We start from the raw sequence: 19,220 nt of genomic DNA, 5'->3' as shown, positions 1-19,220 counted from the left end.
GCAGTCCCTCGGCGCTGACGCCGATCTCCCGGGCGACCTCGGTGACCGTCTTGCCTGACGAGTGCACCAGCGCGACCGCGTCGCGTTTGAACTCGTCCGTGTACCGCTTGCTCGTGTTGCTCTTCTTGCTCACTACCTGGAACTGCTTCCTCCGGGACCTTCCGTCCCAGTATCAGGCTGTCCAGCTCAGCGGGGGAACTTCACAAGCGTGACGACGTAGAGCGTGGGAACCTCGCGCGAGGCGGCCGCGACGCGGGCGCGACGACTATCGGTGACACCGTCCAGGGAGACCACCAGCTCCGTGCCCGTCGTGCTTCCCACCTCGGGCCGGGCCGCCTCGGTGCGCACGCTCCGCTCCAGCCGTGCGATCGCGCGGGCGGTGGCCGGGTCGTCACCGGACGCCGCTGCTGGACTCTTCCATTCCTTGGCACGCGTGGTCTGCAAGTAGTCCAGCAGCGCCGCGTGGATCGGCTCCGACTGGACTCGCGGACTTGTCGCCGCCCATGCCAGGCGGGAGGTCGCGGCCGCCTCGTCACTCACCAGCCCCTCGGCTGTGCGCAGGTAGCCGGCCTCGCTGGCCAGGGAGAGTGCCGCAAAGATCGCGAAGGCAGCGCCGAGTGTCGGCATCAGGGGCGTGGCGATCTGCGGCACCCGGTCCCGTTCCTCGACCGGCACGAGCGCCCGGACGCCGATCCGCGCCACGGCCGCGACCAGGAGGGCGAGTAAGAGCCCGCCCACCACCAGCACCACCGCCGGCAGCGAGGTCAACCAGTCCACCACATCACCTACAGCACGTTTCCACGAGCATCCGCCCGGCGGCACATCGGCCCCCGTGGCCCGGAGCTCTTCGGCGATCACTTTCAATGAACGCTCCATGGTCACAGGCCGAAGGCCTTCGACGCCCGCGACGCCCGGCACGGCCTCTCGCTTCGTCGGCCAAACAGCCGAGTACGGCCCCGTACGAGGCGGTACCGACAACGACCGCCGCGCCCGTCTCGCTTTCCGTCTCGGTCAGCCCCGTTCACGGCCGTTCAGCCGAGAGTCGAACCTTGACGTGGTGTGCTGCGACGAGGGGTACACCTTCCACCTGCTCCTCGGCCGGAGGCCACCGACGTCGAGCTGACCGACCCGATGACGCGGGCTGATCCAGCAGTGGCGTCCACACGCACCACAAGCGCTGTCGGTCCAAAACTGACGATCATCATTGACACCTGGGTCTCCGATCACTACGGAGATCCACATGCCGAAGTCCACCCTCACCACCCCGCCGCTTGACCGCGAGGCCAAGCGGCGCCCGGCCGTCATACGCCACGTCGAAGAGGTCACCGGGAACGTCGCGATGTCCTGCCGCTCCTTCGGGATCAGCCGGCAGGCCTACTACACCTGGTACCGCCGCCACCAGGCCGAAGACCAGTGAGCGACGAGGCGTGGCCGGTCAGCCGCGTGCGAATTCGAGGAGGTCGGCGTTGAACCGTCCCGCGAACTCGGGAACCATCGACAAGCCGTGCGGAGCACCCGGGTAGACCTTGAAGGTCACGTCCTTGACGAACTGCGACGATTTATTCGCGGATGCCACGATGGGAACAATCTGATCGTCGTCACCGTGAATGATCAGCGTGGGAATGTCGAACTTCTTGAGGTCCTCAGTGAGGTCGGTCTCGGAGAACGCCTTGATGCAGTCGTGGGCGCCCGCGATGCCCACCGTCATGCTCCAGAGCCAGAACTCTTCGCGAATCCCCTGAGAGATGGTCGCCCCTTCGCGGTTGGCACCGTAGAAGGGAGCACTGAGGTCCTTGTAGAACTGAGAACGGTCCGTCAGTACGCCTTTTCGGAGCTCGTCGAAGACGTCGATCGGCAGCCCCTCCGGGTTCGCTTCCGTCTTGAGCATCAAAGGGGGGATCGCGCCGAGCAGAACCGCCTTGGCGACACGACTCGAACCATGTCGGCCGATGTAGCGTGTGACCTCTCCCCCACCGGTCGAGTGACCGACCAGGATGACGTCACGAAGGTCGAGGGCCTCGATGACCGAGGCCAGATCTTCAGCGTACGTGTCGAGGTCGTTCCCCTTCCAGGACTGGCCCGAGCGTCCACCCCCGCGCCGGTCGTGGGCCACAGCCCGGAAGCCGTTGTCGGCCATCAGCTTCAGCTGCGGATCCCACGCGTCCGCGATCAGTGGCCAGCCGTGGGAAAAGACCACCGGTGGGCCCGACCCCCAGTCCTTGAAATAGATCTGCGTGTCGTCCTTGGCAGTGGCAAAGGCCATGATTGCCTCTCTAGCACTTGTCCGAACTCCGCGCTTCATGGGAATTCAGTGCCCGAGCCGCACTTGGAATGTCACGCCACGACCAGCAGAGGACGCACAGGGGAGGCGAGGGAGGGGCTGGCAGCGGAAGGCGGCCGGTGAGCGCGTCGTGTATCCCACCCTACTGGGGAAGCTCCACTTCAGCGCATCGAGAGGCGCACTGCGACACCCTCGCCCAGTCCGTCTCCGGGCCGTGCGGGGGTGCTCAACGATGACAGCTGGCGGTCCGCTACGAGGCGACCGTCCTCATCGCTGCCACCAACGAATGGCTGTGATCAGCACCTCCACAGATGTCCTACGCGATCCTGACCACGTGCTTGCCCTGGACGCCGCCCGCCTCCAGCGCCTGGTGTGCCGCTGCTGTCTCCTCCAGGGGGAAGACCGTGTCCACCGCGGGGCTCAGCTTGCCCTCGGCCACATGGCGGGCGAGGTCGTCGAATTCCGCCCGCGTGGGGTTGCCGCTGAAGAAGCGCACCCGGCCGCGTCCGTGGACCGTGCTGGCTGCTAGGTAGCCGAGCGACGCCATGGGCCGTTTCAGGTCGAAGGCGATGGCGACCATGCGTCCGCCGGGATTCAGTAGGCGTCTGAAGACCCGCAGATCGGTGCCCGCGGTGTCCAGGACCACGTCGAAGCGGCCCAGTTCTGCGGGGCGCACGGTCCGGTGGTCGACGGCCTGGTGAGCCCCGAGCCCGCGGACGAAGTCGAGGTTGGCTGCGCGGGCGAGGGCCGTGACCTCGGCGCCGTACGCCCGTCCGAGCTGGACGGCGGCGTTGCCGACACCTCCCGCCGCACCCCGCACGAGGAGTCGTTCGCCGGGGCGCAGCCCGGCTTTGTCCCGCAGCGCGGTGATGGCTGTGGTGGCCACCGGCAGCGCGGCGGCGTCCACCAGGTCCAGGCTGTCGGGGAGCCGGCCGACCCGCTCGGCGGGCACGGCCACGTACTCGGCGGCGCTGCCGAACCCGGAGGTGCGGCCCAAGACCCCCCATACGCGGTCGCCGGCCGCGAACCGTGTGACTGCAGCACCCGGCGCGGCGACTTCGCCGGTGAAGTCCAAGCCGACGCGCTTGGGGAATCTCCGGCCGCTCAGGAGGCGGAGGCGGCCGGCACGAGCTGCCAGTTCGCCGCCGTTGACGCTGAACGCGCGCACTTTTACAAGAACCTCGCCGGGGGCCGGCTCGGGGCGTGGTACGCGGGCCGTGTAGAGCACCTCGGGGCCGCCGTAGCGGTCGTAGAGCACTGCCTTCATCATGCGGTCGTTCATCGTTCTGCCTTTGCCGCCGGGGCCGTACAGGGATCTGGCGTCGACCGTAAGCTCTCAAGTGGACGCAATCGTCCGCTTGGACCGGAAGCGAGAGACAGTGATGGCGGAATCCTCTCGGATCGCAGCCCGGGACGGCGTGCGGGCGGACGCCCGGCGCAACCGGGAGCGCGTTCTCGTCGCCGCCCGTGCGGTCTTCGCGGAGCACGGGATCGATGCCCCGATGGCGACCGTGGCCCGGCGGGCCGGGGTCGGCGTGGCGACGCTGTACCGGCATTTCCCGACCCGGGACGCTCTGGTGCGGGACGCGTTCGTGCAGCAGATGGCGACCTGCGCGCGGGCGCTCACCGAGGCTCTGGCCGCCCCTGACCCGTGGCAAGGCTTCCAGCAGCTGGTCGAGACGATCTGCGCTCTGCAACGGAAGGAACGCGGGTTCCCGGCCGCGTTCCTCGCGGCCTTCCCGGAAAGCACGTCGGAACACGCGCAGTCCCGGCAACGAGCCGAGCGGGACTTCACGACCCTGGTGCGCAGGGCCCAGGCGTCGGGCGCGCTGCGGGCCGATTTTCACCCCTCCGACCTCGCCGTGGTCCTGTTGGCACACTGCGGTCTGGTGACCGCCCTACCGGATGATGGTGCAGCGTCCCGGCGCCTGGTGGCCTATCTGCTCCAGTCGTTCCGCACCGACCCGGCCAACAAACCGCTGCCCCCGCCGACTGCGCTGACACTGCGCAGCCTCCCGATTGCACCTGCCAGGCCCCAGGGGCAGCGGTCCCCCAGAGCCTGACATGAAACGGTACCTGCCGCAGGGCACGTCCAGTCCGACAACTTCACTTCCGCAAAAGGCGCTAGGGCAGCTGGGACTGGACCTGGGAGGAGATCAGTTCCAGGTGGTCGAGGTCGGAGAGGTCGAGGATCTGGAGGTAGATGCGGCGGGAGCCGATCTCGGCGTAGCGGCCGATCTTGTCGACGACCTCGGCCGGGGAACCCGCCAGCCCGTTGGTGCGCAGTTCGTCGACCTCGCGGCCGATCGCGGCGGCGCGGCGGGCGATCTCCCGGTCGTCCTTGCCGACGCAGACGACCAGGGCGTTGGAGTAGACGAGGTCGTCGGGGGCGCGGCCTGCTTCCTGGGCGGCGGCGCGCACCCGGCCGAACTGGCGCTCGCTGTCCTCGAGGGAGGCGAAGGGCATGTTGAACTCGTCGGCGTACCGTGCGGCGATGCGCGGGGTGCGGACGGCGCCGTGGCCGCCGATGAGCACCGGGACCTTCGACTGGGCGGGCTTGGGGAGCGCCGGGGAGTTCGTGAGGTCGTAGTAGGTGCCGTGGAAGTCGTAAGTCCGGCCGGGCTCGGTGGCCCACAGCCCGGTGACGATCTCCAGCTGCTCCTCCAGGCGGGCGAGCTTCTCCTTGGGGAAGGGGATGCCGTACGCCGTGTGCTCCTCCTCGAACCAGCCCGCGCCCAGGCCGAGTTCGATGCGTCCGCCGGACATCTGGTCCACCTGGGCGACCTGGATGGCGAGGACGCCGGGGAGGCGGAAGGTGCCGGCGGTCATCAGGGTGCCGAGCCGGATGCGCCGGGTCTCGCGGGCGAGGCCGGCCAGGGTGATCCAGGCGTCGGTGGGGCCGGGCAGTCCGTCGCCGGAGCCCATCCTGAGGTAGTGGTCGGAGCGGAAGAAGGCGTCGAAGCCGAGGTCCTCGGTGGCCTTGGCGACGGTGAGCAAGGTGTCGTAGGTCGCCCCCTGCTGGGGCTCGGTGAAGATACGGAGATCCATGTCTTCATCCTGCCTGGTCGGGCCCGGTACGGGCGGGCCGGCCCATCGGGGACGGCGCCTACGGCGTGTCGGGCAGCCGGACCGTGGCGAGGAGGCCGCCGGTGGGGCGGGGGGCGAGGTCGAGGGTTCCGTCGTGGGCGCGGACGATGCTGTGCACGAGGGCCAGGCCGAGTCCGACGCCTGCGTGCTCGTCGGTGCGTGCGCGTTCCGTGGCGCGCTGGAACGGTTCGGTGAGGGTCGGGATCAGCTCCGGTAGGAGCGGATGCCCCGTGTTCTCGACCCGCAGCACGCTCGTGTCGCCCTGCGCCTCGGTGTGGACCGTGACGGTGCCCCCGGCGGGGAGGTTGTGGACGACGGCGTTCTGGAGGAGGTTCGTCACCATGCGGAGCAGGAGTTCCGCGGAGCCGCCGGTCCGGGTCGTTCCGCCGGTGACGTCGAGTGTGATCCCGCGTTGTTCGGCGAGGGGGAGCAGGGTTTCGGCGGCCTCCTCGGCGAGGAGGGAGAGGTCGACGCTCTCGCGGGTGAAGTTCCCGCGGTCGCTGCGGCTGAGCAGCAGGAGGGCCTCGGTGAGGCCGATCGCGCGCGTGTTGACGGTCTGCAGGCGTCGGAGGAGTTCGCCCTGGTCCCGGGTGGGGTCCTCGTCCTTGCGGGCGACGTCGAGCAGGGCCTGGGAGATGGCCAGCGGGGTGCGCAGTTCGTGGGAGGCGTTCGCGGCGAACCTCTGCTGCTCGGCGACGTGCGATTCGATTTGTTCGAGCATGGTGTCGAACGTGTCGGCGAGTTCGCGGAATTCGTCCTGGCGGCCCTCCATGCGGATCCGGTGGGACAGCGATCCGTTCCCGGCCGTCCGTGCCGCGTCCGTGATCCGGGTGAGCGGTGCGAGCATCCGGCCGGCGAGGATCCATCCCCCGACGAGGCCGAACACGAGCAGGAAGGCCATCGCCCCGGCCGCGGCGGGGGTGAAGATGCGCACGAGGAGGTAGCGGTTGGGGGAGATTCCGAGGAGGCCCTTGGGGTTGTCCGGTACGTAGCGCAGCAGGAACACCCACACCACGGCCAGCAGGAGGGCACCGGCGACGGCGAGGAACCCGGCGTAGCTGAGGGTGAGTTTCAGTCGGGTGCTGAGTCCGGGGCGTCTACGCATGCGCGCAGTCGGGAGGGGTGGTGTCGATGCGGTAGCCGACACCCGGGACCGTGGCGATGATCCATGGCTCGCCGAGCCGTTTGCGCAGCGCGGAGACGGTGATGCGGACGGCGTTGGTGAAGGGGTCGGCGTTCTCGTCCCAGGCCCGCTCCAGCAGCTCCTCGGCGCTGAGGACCCCGCCTTCGGCGGCGACGAGGACTTCGAGCACGGCGAACTGTTTGCGGGTGAGCGCGACGTGGCGTCCGTCGCGGAAGACCTCCCGGCGGAAGGGGTCGAGGCGCAGGCCCGCGATCTCGCGGACCGGGGGCCTGGCGTACGCGCGCCTGCGGTCGAGGGCCCGCAGCCGCAGGACGAGCTCGCGCAGCTCGAACGGCTTGGTGAGGTAGTCGTCGGCGCCGAGCTCGAACCCGGACGCCTTGTCGTCGATCCGGTCGGCGGCGGTGAGCATGAGGATCGGGATGCCGCTGCCGGAGGCGACGATGTGCCGGGCGACCTCGTCGCCGGAGGGGCCGGGGATGTCGCGGTCGAGGACCGCGAGGTCGTAGGAGTGGACGCCGAGCAGTTCCAGGGCGGAGTCGCCGTCGCCGGCGATGTCGGCGGCGATCGCCTCCAGCCGGAGGCCGTCACGGACGGCCTCGGCCAGGTAGGGCTCGTCCTCCACGATCAGTACGCGCATGTCCGAAGCCTAGGCAGCACGGCGTATCGGCGCTGTATGCGAGGACGTGCGCGCGCCGGGACCTGGATCAGCCTGCCGGTGCGGGCGTGGGCTCGGAGCGGGGCCGGTCCGACGGCGCCCGGTCCGTGGTGCGCCACCAGCGGCGTGACGCCAGGGCGGCCAGCGCGGCGCCGGTGGCGTTGACCAGGACGTCGTCCACGGAGGAGACCCGGTCCAGTCGCAGGACGTACTGCGCGGTTTCGACCAGGACCGAGCAGCCCGCCCCGAGCGCCAGGATCCGCGGCACGGACGCCAGCGCCGCGTACCGCATCGGGGCGAAGAACCCCAGCGACGCGAAGACCAGCAGGTTGCCGGCGATGCCGAGCGTCCCCATCGTGAGCAGGTCCCGCAGCGGTACCAGGCTGACCCGGCCGGGGACGATGCCGGCTCCGGCGCCCGGCATCATGGTCATCCACAGGAACGGCGCCGTCCCGTGGACCATGCCCACCTCGGCCAGCGACATCCGCCACGCCGATGCGGCACCGGCGGCCCGCCTACGACGCGCGAGCGCCCACGCCACCAGCGCGGCCAACGGCAGCGTGACCAGCGTGACGAGCACCACGCCGTTGAACGTGTCGAGGCAGCCGTGCCACCGCCCGGCCATGCACCTCGGAGCGGACATCATGAGCGGCCGCCGCACGGCGAACAGGGCGCTCGCCAGGGCGAGGAGCGCCAGGCCGAGGAGCATGGTCCTGCGTGTGCGGCGGGGCGGCGCCGACGGGGGTGCGTCGTGGTTCATGCCCCCATTGGAGGCGGGGGGAGGTTGCGGTGGCGTATGCGGTTTTCGATACGTCCGCGATATCGGGAGGGCTTTCAGCTGTGTTCTGTCTCGCGCTCCGACAGGGCGCGGGCCCGGTCCGCGAGTTTGCGGAGCATCTCCAGGACGCGGTCGCGGGACTCGTCCGCCGCGTCGATGGCCTCCACGCACTGCCAGTACGCGGACTCGTCGTCCGCGGAACAGGCGAGGCCGACCAGCGCGATGCCGACCTCGCCGAGCAGGCCGCCGAGGTGGGTCAGGGTCTGCTGGGCGTCGCCCAGTTCGGTGAGCCGGGCCGCGCGCAGGTCGGCGGGGGCGAGGGGCGGGGCGTCCAGGACACCGCAGCCGCGGCCCGCCAGTTCGGTCAGGCCCAGCGCCTCGCCCCGCAGTTCGGGCGGGCCGGCGACCGCGAGGCGGCTCCCTACCGCCTGGGCGAGGGCCTGGGCCTGCCACACCTCCGCCGAGAGCTCCGGCACATCGCCGGCAGCGGTCAGGGCCCGTCTGCTCTCCGTTATCAGCCGCACAGCGTCCATGTCCGCTGCCCCTGTCTGTCCGACGCGCTGCCCGCGCGTCCACCCGACTTCCCTGCTCATTACCCAGAGTGAGTCTCGTTCAGTCAAAAAGCCACGGAGAAGGCGGAGATCTGGGGACAACAATTCAAAAACGGTCGACATATCGAACACGGAGCGTGACAGGAGGAGTTCGTCTCCGGGCGGGGGAGGTTCAGGCCGGGAAGCGGCGTTCGTTGCGGTCGATCTTGGCGTCCAGTGCGGTCAGCGGGTCGACGCCGAGCACCTCGCACAGTTGGAGGAGGTACGCGAGCACGTCGGCCACCTCGTCGGTGACGCGGTGTGCGGTGTCTGGGTCGTCCATCACCCGGGCCGACTCCTCGGGCGTCAACCACTGGAAGATCTCGACCAGTTCGGACGCCTCCACGCTGAGCGCCGTGACGAGGTTCTTCGGCGTGTGGTACGGCTGCCAGTTCCGCGCGGCGGCGAACTCGGCGAGCCTGCGCTGGAGTCCGGCGACGTCGAGCGGGGCGCGCGGGCCGGTGGGGTCGGTCGGGTCGGCGGGGTCGGTGGGGTCAGTCACGGTTCAGGTGTACCACCGCCACTCCGCCCACCCCAGTGGCCCAGGACGCGTCGCTCACCGTGCCGACCAGCCGGATGTGTCCGCGTTCGCACATCCGTGCCGCCAGCCGCAGCAGTTCCGCGCGCTGGAGCGGGTCCAGTCCCCGGTCGAACCCGTCGGCGAGCACGGTGAGCGTCTGCAGTGCGGCGGGCACCTCGCCGGGCGCGTCGACCTCCAGCACACCGGGCCCGGTGAACAGCACCAGCGCGAGGGCGACGTAGCGCAGCTCTCCGTCCCCCAGCCGGCCGAGGTCGGTGCGGACGCCGTCGCCCCGGTCGAGCAGGGCGCGGACCAGTCCCTCGCCGTACGGTTCGGCACGCAGCCCGGCGACCGGGCCGGCGCAGCCCGCGCGCACGGCGGACACCAGGAGCCCGTACCGGATCGCGCACTCGGCCTGGGTGCGCCACAGCACGTCGGCGAGGTTGCCGCAGCCGCCGAGCAGCCGCCCGCTGCCGAGCGGCACCGGATCGCGCATGCGGTCGGGGCGGGGGTCGCAGGCGAAGACGGAACGCAGGGCGACCACCATCTGTTCGGCGGCGGCCAGCACCCTGCGCTGTCCGGGCGTCTTGCCCGCGACGCGCAGCGGCAGCAGCGCGGTGCCGAGCCGGTCGTCGGGCAGCGGACCCCGGGTGACCGGTGTCGATCCGGCCGTGTGCCACGCGGCCTGCACGGTGCGCCGGCCGGGGTCGCGCAGCGCGGTCTCCAGCAGGACCACGCCGTCCGCCGTCAGCCGCTCCCCCACGATCCGCAGCTCCGGTTCGGCCTGCACGGCGACCTCCAGCCGGACCGGTCCCTCGGGGCCGTCGGCGGTGCAGCCGATCCGGAACCCCCGGCGGCGCTGTGCGTCGGCGCGGGCCCGCTCCGGCACGCACGCGTCCGGCTCGGGGAACGCCTCCCCCAGCTCGGCCCCGCCGCCGAGCCGAGCGAGCGCCTCGTAGGCCCGCAGCGCGCTGGTCTTGCCGCTGCCGCTGGGCCCGGCGAGCAGGGTGAGCGGGCCGAGCGTCAGCCCGACGTTGCGGTGCCCGGCGAACGCGGACAGCAGCAGCTCGGTGACGCGCGGCCGGTCGGGGTGCCCCTGGGCGGCGTCGGTGCCGGAGGGCGCGGTGGACGCCGCGGACGCCGCGGACGAGGTGGCCGGGGAGGGCGGCGGGAAGGCAATCGGTGCGGGCCTGGGTGAGGGGACGGAGGCCGGCGAGGGGAGGGACGGGGTCATGTGCGGAAGGTAAGGGGTCCGGTACGGGGCGAACCGTTCCGCTTGCGTGATCTTCCCCCGATCGGACGACACCTCGGCCGACTTCCGGCAGGCCCGGCCGGCTGCTGGCGGCTCACCCCTGCCGGGAGCCCTGCCCGTTCCCGGGAATCCCCATGCCCTCCATCAGTCCGGTCACCTCGGTGTCGGCCGGGGTCAGCAGGAAGACGTTGCGGTCGACGCGGTGCATGCCGCTGCCCAGGCCGAAGACGACGCCCGTGCTGAAGTCCAGTACGCGTTTGGCGACGTCGCCCTCCGCGCTGCTCAGGTCGAGCAGGACCGGTATCCCGGCCATCAGGGTCTCCGCGACGTCGCGGGCGTCCGCGAACACGTTCACCCGCAGGACGACGAGGCGGCGGCGTGTCTCGGTCTCGGCCTCCGGCAGGGAGCGGTGGCCCACGGAGGACGGCCAGGCGTCCCGGCCCCGCAGCGGAACGACCTGGGCCAGTCCCTCCCACTGTTCGTCGGTGACGTCGTGGCTGTTCACCGGCATGCTCCGTCCCGGGTCGCGCTGATGGTCTGCATCGGCCAATTCTTACGCATGGTCACCCGTTCGGCCCAATGCGACACACTCTGCCACCTCGGGGCGTCCGGGGTGTCGCCTTCCGCACCGCAACCGGTTCCGGATCCGGATCCGCTAACTTCTACACTGCTGTAGATACTTACGGTCGACACCGTCCGGGGCCCGGCAGACCGCACGGCGCGAAGCCGGCGCCCCGCACCCGAACACTTGGAGTACGCATGGCCCTGTGGGACCGCATCAAGGAGTCCGCGTCGCAGATGCAGAACCAGCTCGAGGCGAAGAAGAACGACCTGAAGAGCGGCGCTTTCCGCGACGCGAGCATGGCCATGTGCGCCCTGGTCGCCGCCGCCGACGGTTCGGTCGATCCCTCCGAGCGGCAGCGGGTGGCTCAGCTCATCTCCACCAACGACGTCCTGCGGAACTTCCCCGCGGACGATCTGCGCCGCCGTTTCGAGGAGAACCTCGACAAGCTGACCGCGGACTTCGCCTTCGGCAAGGTGAGTGTGCTGCAGGAGGTCGCGAAGGCGAAGAAGAAGCCCGCCGAGGCGCGCGCCGTGATCCAGATCGGCGTCGTCATCGGCGGCGCCGACGGCGACTTCGACCAGAACGAGCAGGCGGTCGTCCGCGAGGCGTGCTTCGCGCTGGGGCTGCCGCCCCACGAGTTCGACCTGTGAGCCGCGGGCCGGGCCGCGCCCCGAGGGGTGCGGCCCGGTCCGTCGCGGGAACATGGCTCCCGTCAGGATCGTTGGACCGCCGACAGACCCGACCACAGGAACACGAGGAGCCACGTACGTGTCCGGCAGATCGACGGACCCCCCGGGACACAGTCCCGGACCGCCCCGTCATGAAACCGTTGGAATCGGCACCCGGCGGGGTGGTGCTGGATGAGTGCCGTAGAGGCCCTGTGGGGCCTGTTCGCCGTGTTCGTGCTGACCGCCGGCACCGGCTACTTCGTCGCCCAGGAGTTCGCCTACGTCTCCGTGGACCGGCTCGCGCTCGCCCGTGAGGCCGAGGCCGGGGACCGCAGGGCCGCCCGCGCGCTGAAGGTGCTGGAGCGGCTGTCCTTCATGCTGTCGGGCGCCCAGCTCGGCATCACCGTCACCGGTCTGATCGTCGGCTTCATCGCCGAGCCGTCGGTGTCCGCGCTGCTCAGGCCGGCGCTGTCCGGCCTCGGACTGCCGGACTCGGCGGTGAGCGGCATCTCCGTCGTGCTCGCCTTCGTGCTGGCCACGATCGTCCAGATGGTGCTCGGCGAGCTGGCCCCGAAGAACCTCGCCATCGCCGTGCCCGAGCGGCTGGCGAAGGCGCTGGCCGGCTCGACCCTGGCGTACCTGAAGGTCGTCGGACCGGTGGTGCGGATCTTCGACAACGCGGCCTCCGGGCTGCTGCGGCGCATCGGCATCGAGCCGGTCGAGGAGCTGCACCACGGTGCCACGCTGGAGGAGCTCGGTCATCTGATCGGCGAGTCCCATGAGCACGGGTCACTGCCCCAGGACACCGCCACCCTGCTGGACCACGCGCTGGAGTTCTCCGAGCGCACCCTGCACGCGGTGATGGTGCCGCGCGCGGACGCCGTCTTCGTGCGCGGGGAGGCGCACGCCGACGAGGCGGTCGCCCTGATCGCCGAGCACGGCCACTCCAACTACCCCGTGCTCGGGGACCACCCCGACGACGTCGCGGGGGTGCTGGGCGTGCGCGAGCTGATGGCGGTGCCCGCCGGGCGGCTCGCGGGCGCCACGGCCGGGGCGATGGCCCGGCGGCCCCTGCTGCTGCCGGACACCCTTCCGCTGCCGGACGCGGTCGCGCGGATGCGCGAGCAGGACGACGAGTTCGGGGTCGTCCTCGACGAGCACGGCGGGGTGGCCGGCATCGTCACCTACGAGGACATCGCCGAGGAGCTGGTCGGTGACATCGCCGACGAGTCCGACAAGGTCACCGAGCTCGCGGTGGCCGACGGCGAGGGCTGGCTCGTGGACGCGGGCCGCCGGCTGGACGAGGTGGCCGAGGCGACCGGCGTCCGGCTGCCCGAGGAGGACGACTACGAGACGGTGGCCGGGCTGGTCGTGGACCGGCTGGGCCGTTTCCCCATCGTGGGTGACCGGGTCACCGTCGAGCTGCCCGGGGGCGGCCGTGCGGTGATCGACGTACGCACCCTGGACCGGCATGTCGCCGAGCGGGTGCGGATCACGCCCCTGGCCAGGGAAGAGCACAGGGCGGAGGAGCCCGCATGAGTTTCCCGACGGCTCTCTTCGTGACCGTGCTGCTGCTGATCGGCAGCGGGTTCTTCGTGGCGGCCGAGTTCGCACTGGTCGCCGCCCGGCGGCACCGGATGGAGAAGGCGGCGGCCGAGGGTCGGCGCGGCGCCGGCGCCGCGCTGGCCGGGATGCGTGAGCTGTCGCTCATGCTGGCCGGCGCCCAGCTGGGCATCACGGTGTGCACGCTGGGTCTGGGCTCGGTGTCCAAGCCCGCGATCTCGCACCAGCTGGACCCGCTGCTGCGCGCCCTGGGGCTGCCCGGCGCGGTCAGCTACGGTGTGGCGTTCGCCGTCGCGATGAGCGTGGTGGTGTTCCTGCACATGGTGGTCGGTGAGATGGCGCCCAAGTCCTGGGCGATCGCCCACCCGGAGCGTTCCGCGATGCTGCTCGCCCCGACGTTCCGTACGGTGGTGAAGGCCGTCCGGCCGCTGATCCACGTGCTGAACGTGGTGAGCAACACCCTGGTGCGGATGTGCCGGGTGAGCCCGCGTGACGAGCTGGCCTCGGTCCACGACCGGGAGCAGCTCACCCATCTGGTGGCGGAGTCGGAGCGGCTCGGCCTGATCAGCAAGACGGACTCGCAGCTGCTCACCCGTTCGCTGACCGAGCCCGACACCCCGGTCGCCGCGCTGCGGATCCCGGCCGAGGAGATCACCTCCGTCGAGGGGGGCGCGGGTGTCGACGAGATGCTGCGGGTGGCCACCGCGCACGACCGCACCCGGCTGCTCGTCCGCGAGGGCGGCACCGTCCTCGGCACGGTCCACGCGCGCGACGCCCTGGTCGCCCGTGCCCGCGGTCGCGCCACCAGCGCCCGCGAGCTGGCCCGCCCGGTGCCCGAGCTGACGGACACCACGACGGTCGCCGACGCGATCGACGTGCTGCGCCGGCGCCGGGGCACGCTGGCGGTCGTCCGCGACGACGCGGGCCGGCTCACCGGTCTGGTCGCCCTGGACGACCTGCTGGCCCGGCTGGTGCAGCCGGCCGGAGGCTGACCGCACACCGCCGGGAGCGAGCACGACAGAGCGCCGGCCGGTCCGCGACATGCGGACCGGCCGGCGCTCTCGTGTTCGGTTCCCGTCGTCGGCGGGCCGTGCCGCCCGCGGGCGGCTTCCGCGGCTAGGCCGCGGCGCCGGTCGCCGCCGGGCCGTTCTCCTCGACGTGGGCCGAGGCCAGCGGGATGGGGGTGAACATGGCGGGTTCCTCGTCCGGGAACAGCGCGGTGGGTCCGTAGATCCAGTCGGTGAAGGCCCACTCGGCGGGGTCGATCTCACGCATGATCGCGTTGCGCTGCAGCCGCTGCGCGCCCTCGAGGTGCCACAGCTCGCCCCAGGCGCGGGCGGTCGTCAGCACCCGGCGGCAGTGCTCGACGCGGACCGCCTCGTAGGCGGCCAGTGCGGCGTCCCAGTCGACGGCCGAGGGGTCGGCGCCCTCGGCGCGCAGCCGGGCGACGTGCCGGGAGAGGACCCAGCCGTCCTCGATCGCCATGATCGCGCCCTGTGCCATGTACTGCAGCGGCGGGTGGGCGGCGTCGCCGAGCAGGGCGATGCGGCCGTGCACCCAGGTGTCGATCGGGTCGCGGTCCATCATCTGCCACCAGCGGTCCCGCCACATCAGCGGGATGCCCTTGCCCACGGTCTCGCAGGTCCCCTCGAAGGCCGCGTCGAGCTCGTCGGGGGTGCCCCAGTCCTCCTGGCCGGCGAGGGCCTTGGGCGACTGGAAGACGGCGACCTGGTTGAACATCTCGCCGCCGCGCAGCGCGTACTGGACGAAGTGGCAGCGGGGGCCGATGTAGACGGTGACGTCCTTCTCGGCGATGCCGTTGTCGCGGACCTGCTCGATCGGGACGGCCGCCCGGTAGGCCACGTAGTCGGAGCTGACCACGTCGTCGCCGACCAGCTTCTGCCGGGCCACGGAACGCAGTCCGTCGGCGGCGATGACGAGCGGCGCCTCCTCGGTGCGGCCGTCGGCCAGGGTGATGCGGGCGCCGTCCGCCGTGTTCTCGTAGTCGACGACCGTCCGGTCGGTGACCAGGTCCACGCCGGCCCTCCGACAGGCCCGCAGGAAGATCGCGTGCAGGTCGCTGCGGTGGATGACCATGTACGGGAAGCCGTAACGGCGCTCGAGCTCGCCCAGGTCGAGGCGGACCAGCTCGCTGGAGTCGAGCGCGTCGCGCATGGCCATGCTCTCGGGGACCACGCCGAGTTCCTTGGCCTCGTCGAGCAGCCCGTACTCGTCGAGGATGCGGGTGCAGTTGGGCGCGATCTGGAGGCCGGCGCCGACCTCGCCGAACTCCGGGGCGCGTTCGAGAACGCGGATGCGCAGCCCCTCCCGGGCGAGGGCGAAGGCGGTGCTGAGGCCACCGATGCCACCGCCGACGATGAGGACGTCGGGTCGGCCTTCGGTGGGAGGGGTTGCAGGGGACATCGTTTTTTCCTGTCTGAGCAGGGGACCCTGCTCTGCCTGGCCGCGCCGGGGTCCGGCGCCGTCGGTCAAAGCCAGGGCCCCAGGGTGGGTGCCGGGCCGCCGTCGGGGGCGGTGAGAGCGTGCCTGCGCCCGGTGAGGTAGGCCGTGATCTCGGCGAGCGGGCCGGTGAGCACGGTCGGTTCGCCGTCGCCGGGGAGTTCCCGGACCTCTCCGGTGTCGGTCTCCGTCAGGCGCAGCGCCGGGCCGGGGGCCTTGGCGCGCTTGGCGATGACGTCGTCGCAGAGCGCGGCGAGGAAGTCGGCCGGCAGGTCGGCGAAGGTGATGCCGGTGTCCAGGTCGACGGCGTGGACGCACACCTCGCGGGAGCGCATCCAGGGCAGTTCGGTGGCGGGCACCGTGCGGCCCTGTGCCGTCACGACCTGGTTCTGCCACTGGTCGTCGCCGAGCTTCGCCGTCGACGCGGCGAGTTCGGCGGCGGACCCGCGCAGCCACCCGGTGAGTTCGGCGGCGGGCATCCCGAGGCCGCGCTCGATGCCGGCGGCCCGCTCCTCGGGGGAGGCGTACATCGGGGTCTCCTCGCCGGTGGCGGCCCAGTGCACGAGGTTGCCGAGGGCGTCCGCGTTGGCGGCGACGTGGGCGACGAGCTGCCTGCGCCGCCAGCCGGGCAGGCCGCTGGGCGCGTCGTAGGCCTCGTCGTCGAAGCCGGCGGTGGCCTCGAGCACCAGGTCCGTGCCGAGCTCCGCCCAGCGGCGGGCGTCGTCGAACGTGCGGGACATCAGGCCTGCTTCTCCTCGACGACCTTGTTCTCCAGCCGGCCGATGCCCTGGACCTCGGTGACCACGGTCTCGCCGCCGAGCAGGTAGCGGGCGGGCTTGCGGGCGTGGCCGACGCCGCCGGGGGTGCCGGTGGCGATGATGTCGCCGGGGTTGAGGCGGATGATCGTGGAGACGTACTCGACCAGGGCGACCGGGTCGAAGAGCAGGTCACCGGTGTTGTCGGACTGCATGACCTCGCCGTCCACGGTGAGCTTGACGTCGAGTGCGGGGCGGACGCCGCCGGGCAGCTCGTCGGGGGTCACCAGGTACGGGCCGACGGGGGTGGTGGAGTCCCAGGTCTTGCCCTGGAGCCACTCGCGGGTGCGGAACTGCCAGTCGCGCGTGGTGATGTCGTTGAGCACGGTGAAGCCGGCGATGGCCTGCTCGGCCTGCTCGCCCTTGGCGCGGCGGACCTGCTTGCCGACGACGACGGCGAGTTCGACCTCCCAGTCGAACTGCTCGGTCTCCTCGGGGCGGACGATGTCGTCGCCCGCGCCGATCAGGGAGTCGGCGAACTTCGCGAACAGGGTGGGGTGTTCGGGCAGGTCCCGGCCCATCTCCTGGATGTGGTTGCGGTAGTTGAGGCCGACGCACACGACCTTGGAGGGCTGCGGAACCACGGGGGCGAAATCGGCGCCCTCGGCGGGGTAGGTCGTCGCGTCGCCGGCGGGGGCGGCGGCACGCTCGGCCCAGTCGTCCTGCGCGAGCAGGGTGCCCACGTCGGGGAACCCGAGGTCGACCAGGACGTCACCGTCGAGCCGGACGGCCTTGGTGGTGCCGTCGGTACGGAGGGTGGCGAGCTTCATGAGCGGGTGGTTCCTTCCACGTGGGTACGGTCGAGCCGGAGGGCTTCGAAGATCGGGGAGTCGCTGAACCGGAACAGGTCCAGGGCGCCCGAGTCGGAGTCGGTGGCGCCGGCCTCGGAGCGTACGGAGAGCGGCTGCCAGGACGGGACGACGAACAGGTCGCCGCGCGTCACGGACCAGGACACGTCACCGACGGTGACGGTGCCGGAGCCGTCGAAGACCTGGTAGACGGACGAGCCGGTCTCGCGCACCGGGGCGGTCTCGGCGCCGCGGGCCACGCGGTGCACCTCGGCGCGGATGGTGGGCAGCACGTCGGTGCCGTTGGACGGGTCGGTGAACCGGACGGCGGCGTGGCCGGGCTCGACGGTTCCGCCGAAGCCCTCCTTCTCCAGGGCGAGCTGGTCGGTGAGCGCCCGGTCGGTGTGCTCCCAGCGGTACGCCAGCAGGGGCGTGCCGGGGGCGGCCGAGCCGGCGGCGACCGGACGCAGGCCCGGGTGGCCCCACAGGCGCTCGGAGCGGGACCGGTCCGGGGTGATCCGCTCGGCGTCGCTGATCTCGTCGCGGCCGAACTCGAAGAACTGGGACTCGTTGGTGTACTGGAACGGGATGTCCAGGCCGTCGATCCAGGCCATCGGCTCGGTGGTGGCGTTGTGGTGGGCGTGCATGTTCCACCCGGCCTGCGGGAGGAAGTCGCCGCGCCGCATGGCCACCGGGTCACGGCCGACGACCGTCCACACGCCCTCGCCCTCGACGACGAAGCGGAAGGCGTGCTGGGTGTGGCGGTGCTCGGGGGCGTCCTCGCCGGGCATCAGGTACTGGATGGCCGCCCACAGGGTGGGCGTGGCGAAGGGACGGCCGCCGAGGGCCGGGTTGGCCAGTGCGATGGCGCGCCGCTCGCCGCCCCGGCCGACCGGGACGATCTCACCGGCCTGGGCGGCCAGTTCCCGCAGCTTCTCCCAGCGCCACAGGTGGGGCACGGCGCGGGAGCGCGGATGAGCCGGCATGAGGTCGCCGATCTCGGTCCACAGCGGGACGAGCAGTTCGCTTTCGAAGCCCCGGTACAGCTCCTCGAGCGCCGGGGTGACGTCGGGCTGGTCCGCGGCGCTGACGGCGCTCAGGCGGACGGGGGAGCCCGTGGCAGGGGGGGTGCTGAAGGAGGTGGTCACAGCTCCCACTGTGCGCCACGTCCGCGGAACGGACATGTAAATTCTGGAGAGCAGAACAGTTATGAGGAACGACGAGATCCGGAACGGGCCGCACCGGGAGGTTCACCGTGGACAAGCCGCTCAAGACACCGCCGCCGTACGCCATCGCCAGCGTCGACCACGCGCTGCGGGCCGCGACGATGCTCCAGCTGGAGGGCTCGCTGACCGTCACGCAGGTCGCCGAGCGACTCGGGGTGGCCCGGTCGACCGCGCACCGGCTGCTGGCCATGCTGGTCTACCGGGACTTCGCGGTCCGGGACGAGAACCGGGTCTACCGCGCGGGCCCGGTGCTGGAGCTGGCGACGCACTCGCGTTCCCTGGTGTCCCGGCTGCGGACGGCGGCCCTGCCCCATCTGCACCGGGTGGTGGACCGGCTGAACGAGACCACGAACCTCACCATCCGTACGGGGGACACGGCCCGGTTCATCGCCAGCGTGGAGTGCGACCGGGCGCTGCGGGTCGGGTCCCGGGAGGGGATGGTCTTCCCGGCCCACCGGACGACGGGCGGTCTGCTGCTGCTCGCGGAACTGGGCGAGGAGGAGCTGGCGGAGGTGTATGCGAGCGAGCACTACCGCGACCGGCCCCAGGAGCGCCCGGACCTCGGCGCGCTGTCCGCGGAGCTGAAGGGCATCGCCCGCAGTGGCTTCGCGGTGAACCGGGGCCGCTCCGAGCGGGGTCTGGTGGCCGTCGGGGTCCCGGTCCGTGACGCCGGGGGCACGGTCCGGGCAGGCCTGTCGATCTCCATGCCGGGCACCCGTTACGACCCCCTCGACCTGCAGTTCCTGGTCAACACCCTGCAGACGGCGGCGCGGGCGCTGAGCGCGGACCTGGCCGAGACGGCCTGAGGGCCCGGCCGGAACAGCCTGC

General features: G+C 71.6%; 21 protein-coding genes and 1 pseudogene. 6 read left to right on the top strand and 16 right to left on the bottom strand.

The window, feature by feature from the left end:
- Together ACWEQO_RS27915 and ACWEQO_RS27910 are read right to left on the bottom strand one after the other, a co-directional pair.
- On the bottom strand, positions 1 to 133 hold a 133-nt coding region (locus tag ACWEQO_RS27915; RefSeq protein WP_452985691.1), incomplete at its 3' end, for a transposase.
- A 53-nt stretch (positions 134 to 186) separates the two neighbouring features.
- A complete protein-coding gene (locus ACWEQO_RS27910) occupies positions 187 to 777 on the bottom strand; it encodes a bestrophin-like domain (protein WP_452985690.1) in 591 nt (196 codons plus the stop codon).
- Positions 778 to 1,240: 463 nt separating this feature from the next.
- On the opposite strand from ACWEQO_RS27910, the pseudogene ACWEQO_RS27905 reads away from it, so the two are divergent.
- Positions 1,241 to 1,408, top strand: a pseudogene (locus ACWEQO_RS27905) (IS481 family transposase); the annotation flags it as partial.
- Between the two features lie 27 nt (positions 1,409 to 1,435).
- Here ACWEQO_RS27905 and ACWEQO_RS27900 read toward each other — a convergent pair.
- Together ACWEQO_RS27900 and ACWEQO_RS27895 are read right to left on the bottom strand one after the other, a co-directional pair.
- Entirely contained in the window at positions 1,436 to 2,263 is an 828-nt protein-coding gene (locus tag ACWEQO_RS27900) for an alpha/beta fold hydrolase (RefSeq protein ID WP_361453209.1), read from the bottom strand.
- Between the two features lie 334 nt (positions 2,264 to 2,597).
- Positions 2,598 to 3,563, bottom strand: a complete 966-nt coding sequence (locus ACWEQO_RS27895) for an NAD(P)-dependent alcohol dehydrogenase (RefSeq protein ID WP_452985689.1) — start codon at positions 3,561 to 3,563, stop codon at positions 2,598 to 2,600.
- A 100-nt stretch (positions 3,564 to 3,663) separates the two neighbouring features.
- On the opposite strand from ACWEQO_RS27895, the gene ACWEQO_RS27890 reads away from it, so the two are divergent.
- Entirely contained in the window at positions 3,664 to 4,344 is a 681-nt protein-coding gene (locus ACWEQO_RS27890) for a TetR/AcrR family transcriptional regulator (protein ID WP_452985688.1), read from the top strand.
- A 61-nt stretch (positions 4,345 to 4,405) separates the two neighbouring features.
- Here the strand turns inward: ACWEQO_RS27890 and ACWEQO_RS27885 are convergent, their stop codons facing one another.
- From ACWEQO_RS27885 to ACWEQO_RS27850, 8 genes are all read right to left on the bottom strand, one after another.
- Positions 4,406 to 5,329, bottom strand: coding sequence for an LLM class F420-dependent oxidoreductase (locus ACWEQO_RS27885; RefSeq protein WP_452985687.1), 924 nt, complete (start codon positions 5,327 to 5,329; stop codon positions 4,406 to 4,408).
- Between the two features lie 58 nt (positions 5,330 to 5,387).
- The gene (locus tag ACWEQO_RS27880; RefSeq protein ID WP_452985686.1) at positions 5,388 to 6,473 is read right to left on the bottom strand and encodes a sensor histidine kinase; all 1,086 of its coding nucleotides are present in this window, start codon (positions 6,471 to 6,473) and stop codon (positions 5,388 to 5,390) included.
- On the bottom strand, positions 6,466 to 7,149 hold the full coding sequence (locus ACWEQO_RS27875) for a response regulator transcription factor (protein ID WP_361453197.1): 684 nt from the start codon (positions 7,147 to 7,149) through the stop codon (positions 6,466 to 6,468). Before ACWEQO_RS27875 ends, ACWEQO_RS27880 begins: the two co-directional genes overlap by 8 nt.
- A 67-nt stretch (positions 7,150 to 7,216) precedes the next feature.
- On the bottom strand, positions 7,217 to 7,927 hold the full coding sequence (locus ACWEQO_RS27870; protein WP_452985685.1) for a VanZ family protein: 711 nt from the start codon (positions 7,925 to 7,927) through the stop codon (positions 7,217 to 7,219).
- Between the two features lie 74 nt (positions 7,928 to 8,001).
- Complete coding sequence (locus ACWEQO_RS27865; RefSeq protein ID WP_452985684.1) at positions 8,002 to 8,478, bottom strand: DUF6099 family protein; 477 nt, start codon at positions 8,476 to 8,478, stop codon at positions 8,002 to 8,004.
- Between the two features lie 190 nt (positions 8,479 to 8,668).
- Positions 8,669 to 9,037, bottom strand: coding sequence for a nucleotide pyrophosphohydrolase (locus ACWEQO_RS27860; protein ID WP_452985683.1), 369 nt, complete (start codon positions 9,035 to 9,037; stop codon positions 8,669 to 8,671).
- Positions 9,030 to 10,289, bottom strand: a complete 1,260-nt coding sequence (locus ACWEQO_RS27855) for an ATP-binding protein (RefSeq protein ID WP_452985682.1) — start codon at positions 10,287 to 10,289, stop codon at positions 9,030 to 9,032. The genes ACWEQO_RS27860 and ACWEQO_RS27855 overlap by 8 nt, the downstream gene beginning before the upstream one ends.
- Positions 10,290 to 10,401: 112 nt before the next feature.
- A complete protein-coding gene (locus tag ACWEQO_RS27850) occupies positions 10,402 to 10,818 on the bottom strand; it encodes a cell division protein SepF (protein ID WP_361453182.1) in 417 nt (138 codons plus the stop codon).
- 248 nt (positions 10,819 to 11,066) lie between these two features.
- Here ACWEQO_RS27850 and ACWEQO_RS27845 point away from each other — a divergent pair, with 248 nt between their 5' ends.
- From ACWEQO_RS27845 to ACWEQO_RS27835, 3 genes are all read left to right on the top strand, one after another.
- Positions 11,067 to 11,522, top strand: coding sequence for a tellurite resistance TerB family protein (locus ACWEQO_RS27845; protein WP_452985681.1), 456 nt, complete (start codon positions 11,067 to 11,069; stop codon positions 11,520 to 11,522).
- 210 nt (positions 11,523 to 11,732) lie between these two features.
- Positions 11,733 to 13,079 (top strand): hemolysin family protein, encoded by a 1,347-nt coding sequence (locus tag ACWEQO_RS27840; protein WP_452985680.1) that lies wholly within the window; start codon positions 11,733 to 11,735, stop codon positions 13,077 to 13,079.
- Positions 13,076 to 14,095 (top strand): hemolysin family protein, encoded by a 1,020-nt coding sequence (locus ACWEQO_RS27835; protein WP_452985679.1) that lies wholly within the window; start codon positions 13,076 to 13,078, stop codon positions 14,093 to 14,095. The genes ACWEQO_RS27840 and ACWEQO_RS27835 overlap by 4 nt, the downstream gene beginning before the upstream one ends.
- 124 nt (positions 14,096 to 14,219) lie before the next feature.
- On the opposite strand, the gene ACWEQO_RS27830 is transcribed toward ACWEQO_RS27835, so the two are convergent.
- The 4 genes from ACWEQO_RS27830 to ACWEQO_RS27815 form a co-directional block, all read right to left on the bottom strand.
- Positions 14,220 to 15,527: an FAD-dependent oxidoreductase gene (locus ACWEQO_RS27830; RefSeq protein WP_452985678.1), complete on the bottom strand. Its 1,308-nt coding sequence runs from the start codon at positions 15,525 to 15,527 to the stop codon at positions 14,220 to 14,222.
- Between the two features lie 65 nt (positions 15,528 to 15,592).
- On the bottom strand, positions 15,593 to 16,303 hold the full coding sequence (locus ACWEQO_RS27825) for a maleylpyruvate isomerase family mycothiol-dependent enzyme (protein ID WP_361463005.1): 711 nt from the start codon (positions 16,301 to 16,303) through the stop codon (positions 15,593 to 15,595).
- Positions 16,303 to 17,148: a fumarylacetoacetate hydrolase family protein gene (locus ACWEQO_RS27820; protein ID WP_361463003.1), complete on the bottom strand. Its 846-nt coding sequence runs from the start codon at positions 17,146 to 17,148 to the stop codon at positions 16,303 to 16,305. Before ACWEQO_RS27820 ends, ACWEQO_RS27825 begins: the two co-directional genes overlap by 1 nt.
- Positions 17,145 to 18,314: a cupin domain-containing protein gene (locus ACWEQO_RS27815; protein ID WP_452985677.1), complete on the bottom strand. Its 1,170-nt coding sequence runs from the start codon at positions 18,312 to 18,314 to the stop codon at positions 17,145 to 17,147. Before ACWEQO_RS27815 ends, ACWEQO_RS27820 begins: the two co-directional genes overlap by 4 nt.
- Before the next feature lie 107 nt (positions 18,315 to 18,421).
- Between ACWEQO_RS27815 and ACWEQO_RS27810 the strand changes: the two genes are divergently transcribed.
- Entirely contained in the window at positions 18,422 to 19,198 is a 777-nt protein-coding gene (locus tag ACWEQO_RS27810; protein ID WP_452985676.1) for an IclR family transcriptional regulator, read from the top strand.
- Positions 19,199 to 19,220: the final 22 nt, after the last annotated feature.

Source organism: Streptomyces sp. NPDC004051 (assembly GCF_053604275.1).
The sequence above is the reverse complement of the archived record's forward strand: the minus strand, read 5'-3'. Positions and strand labels throughout refer to the sequence as shown.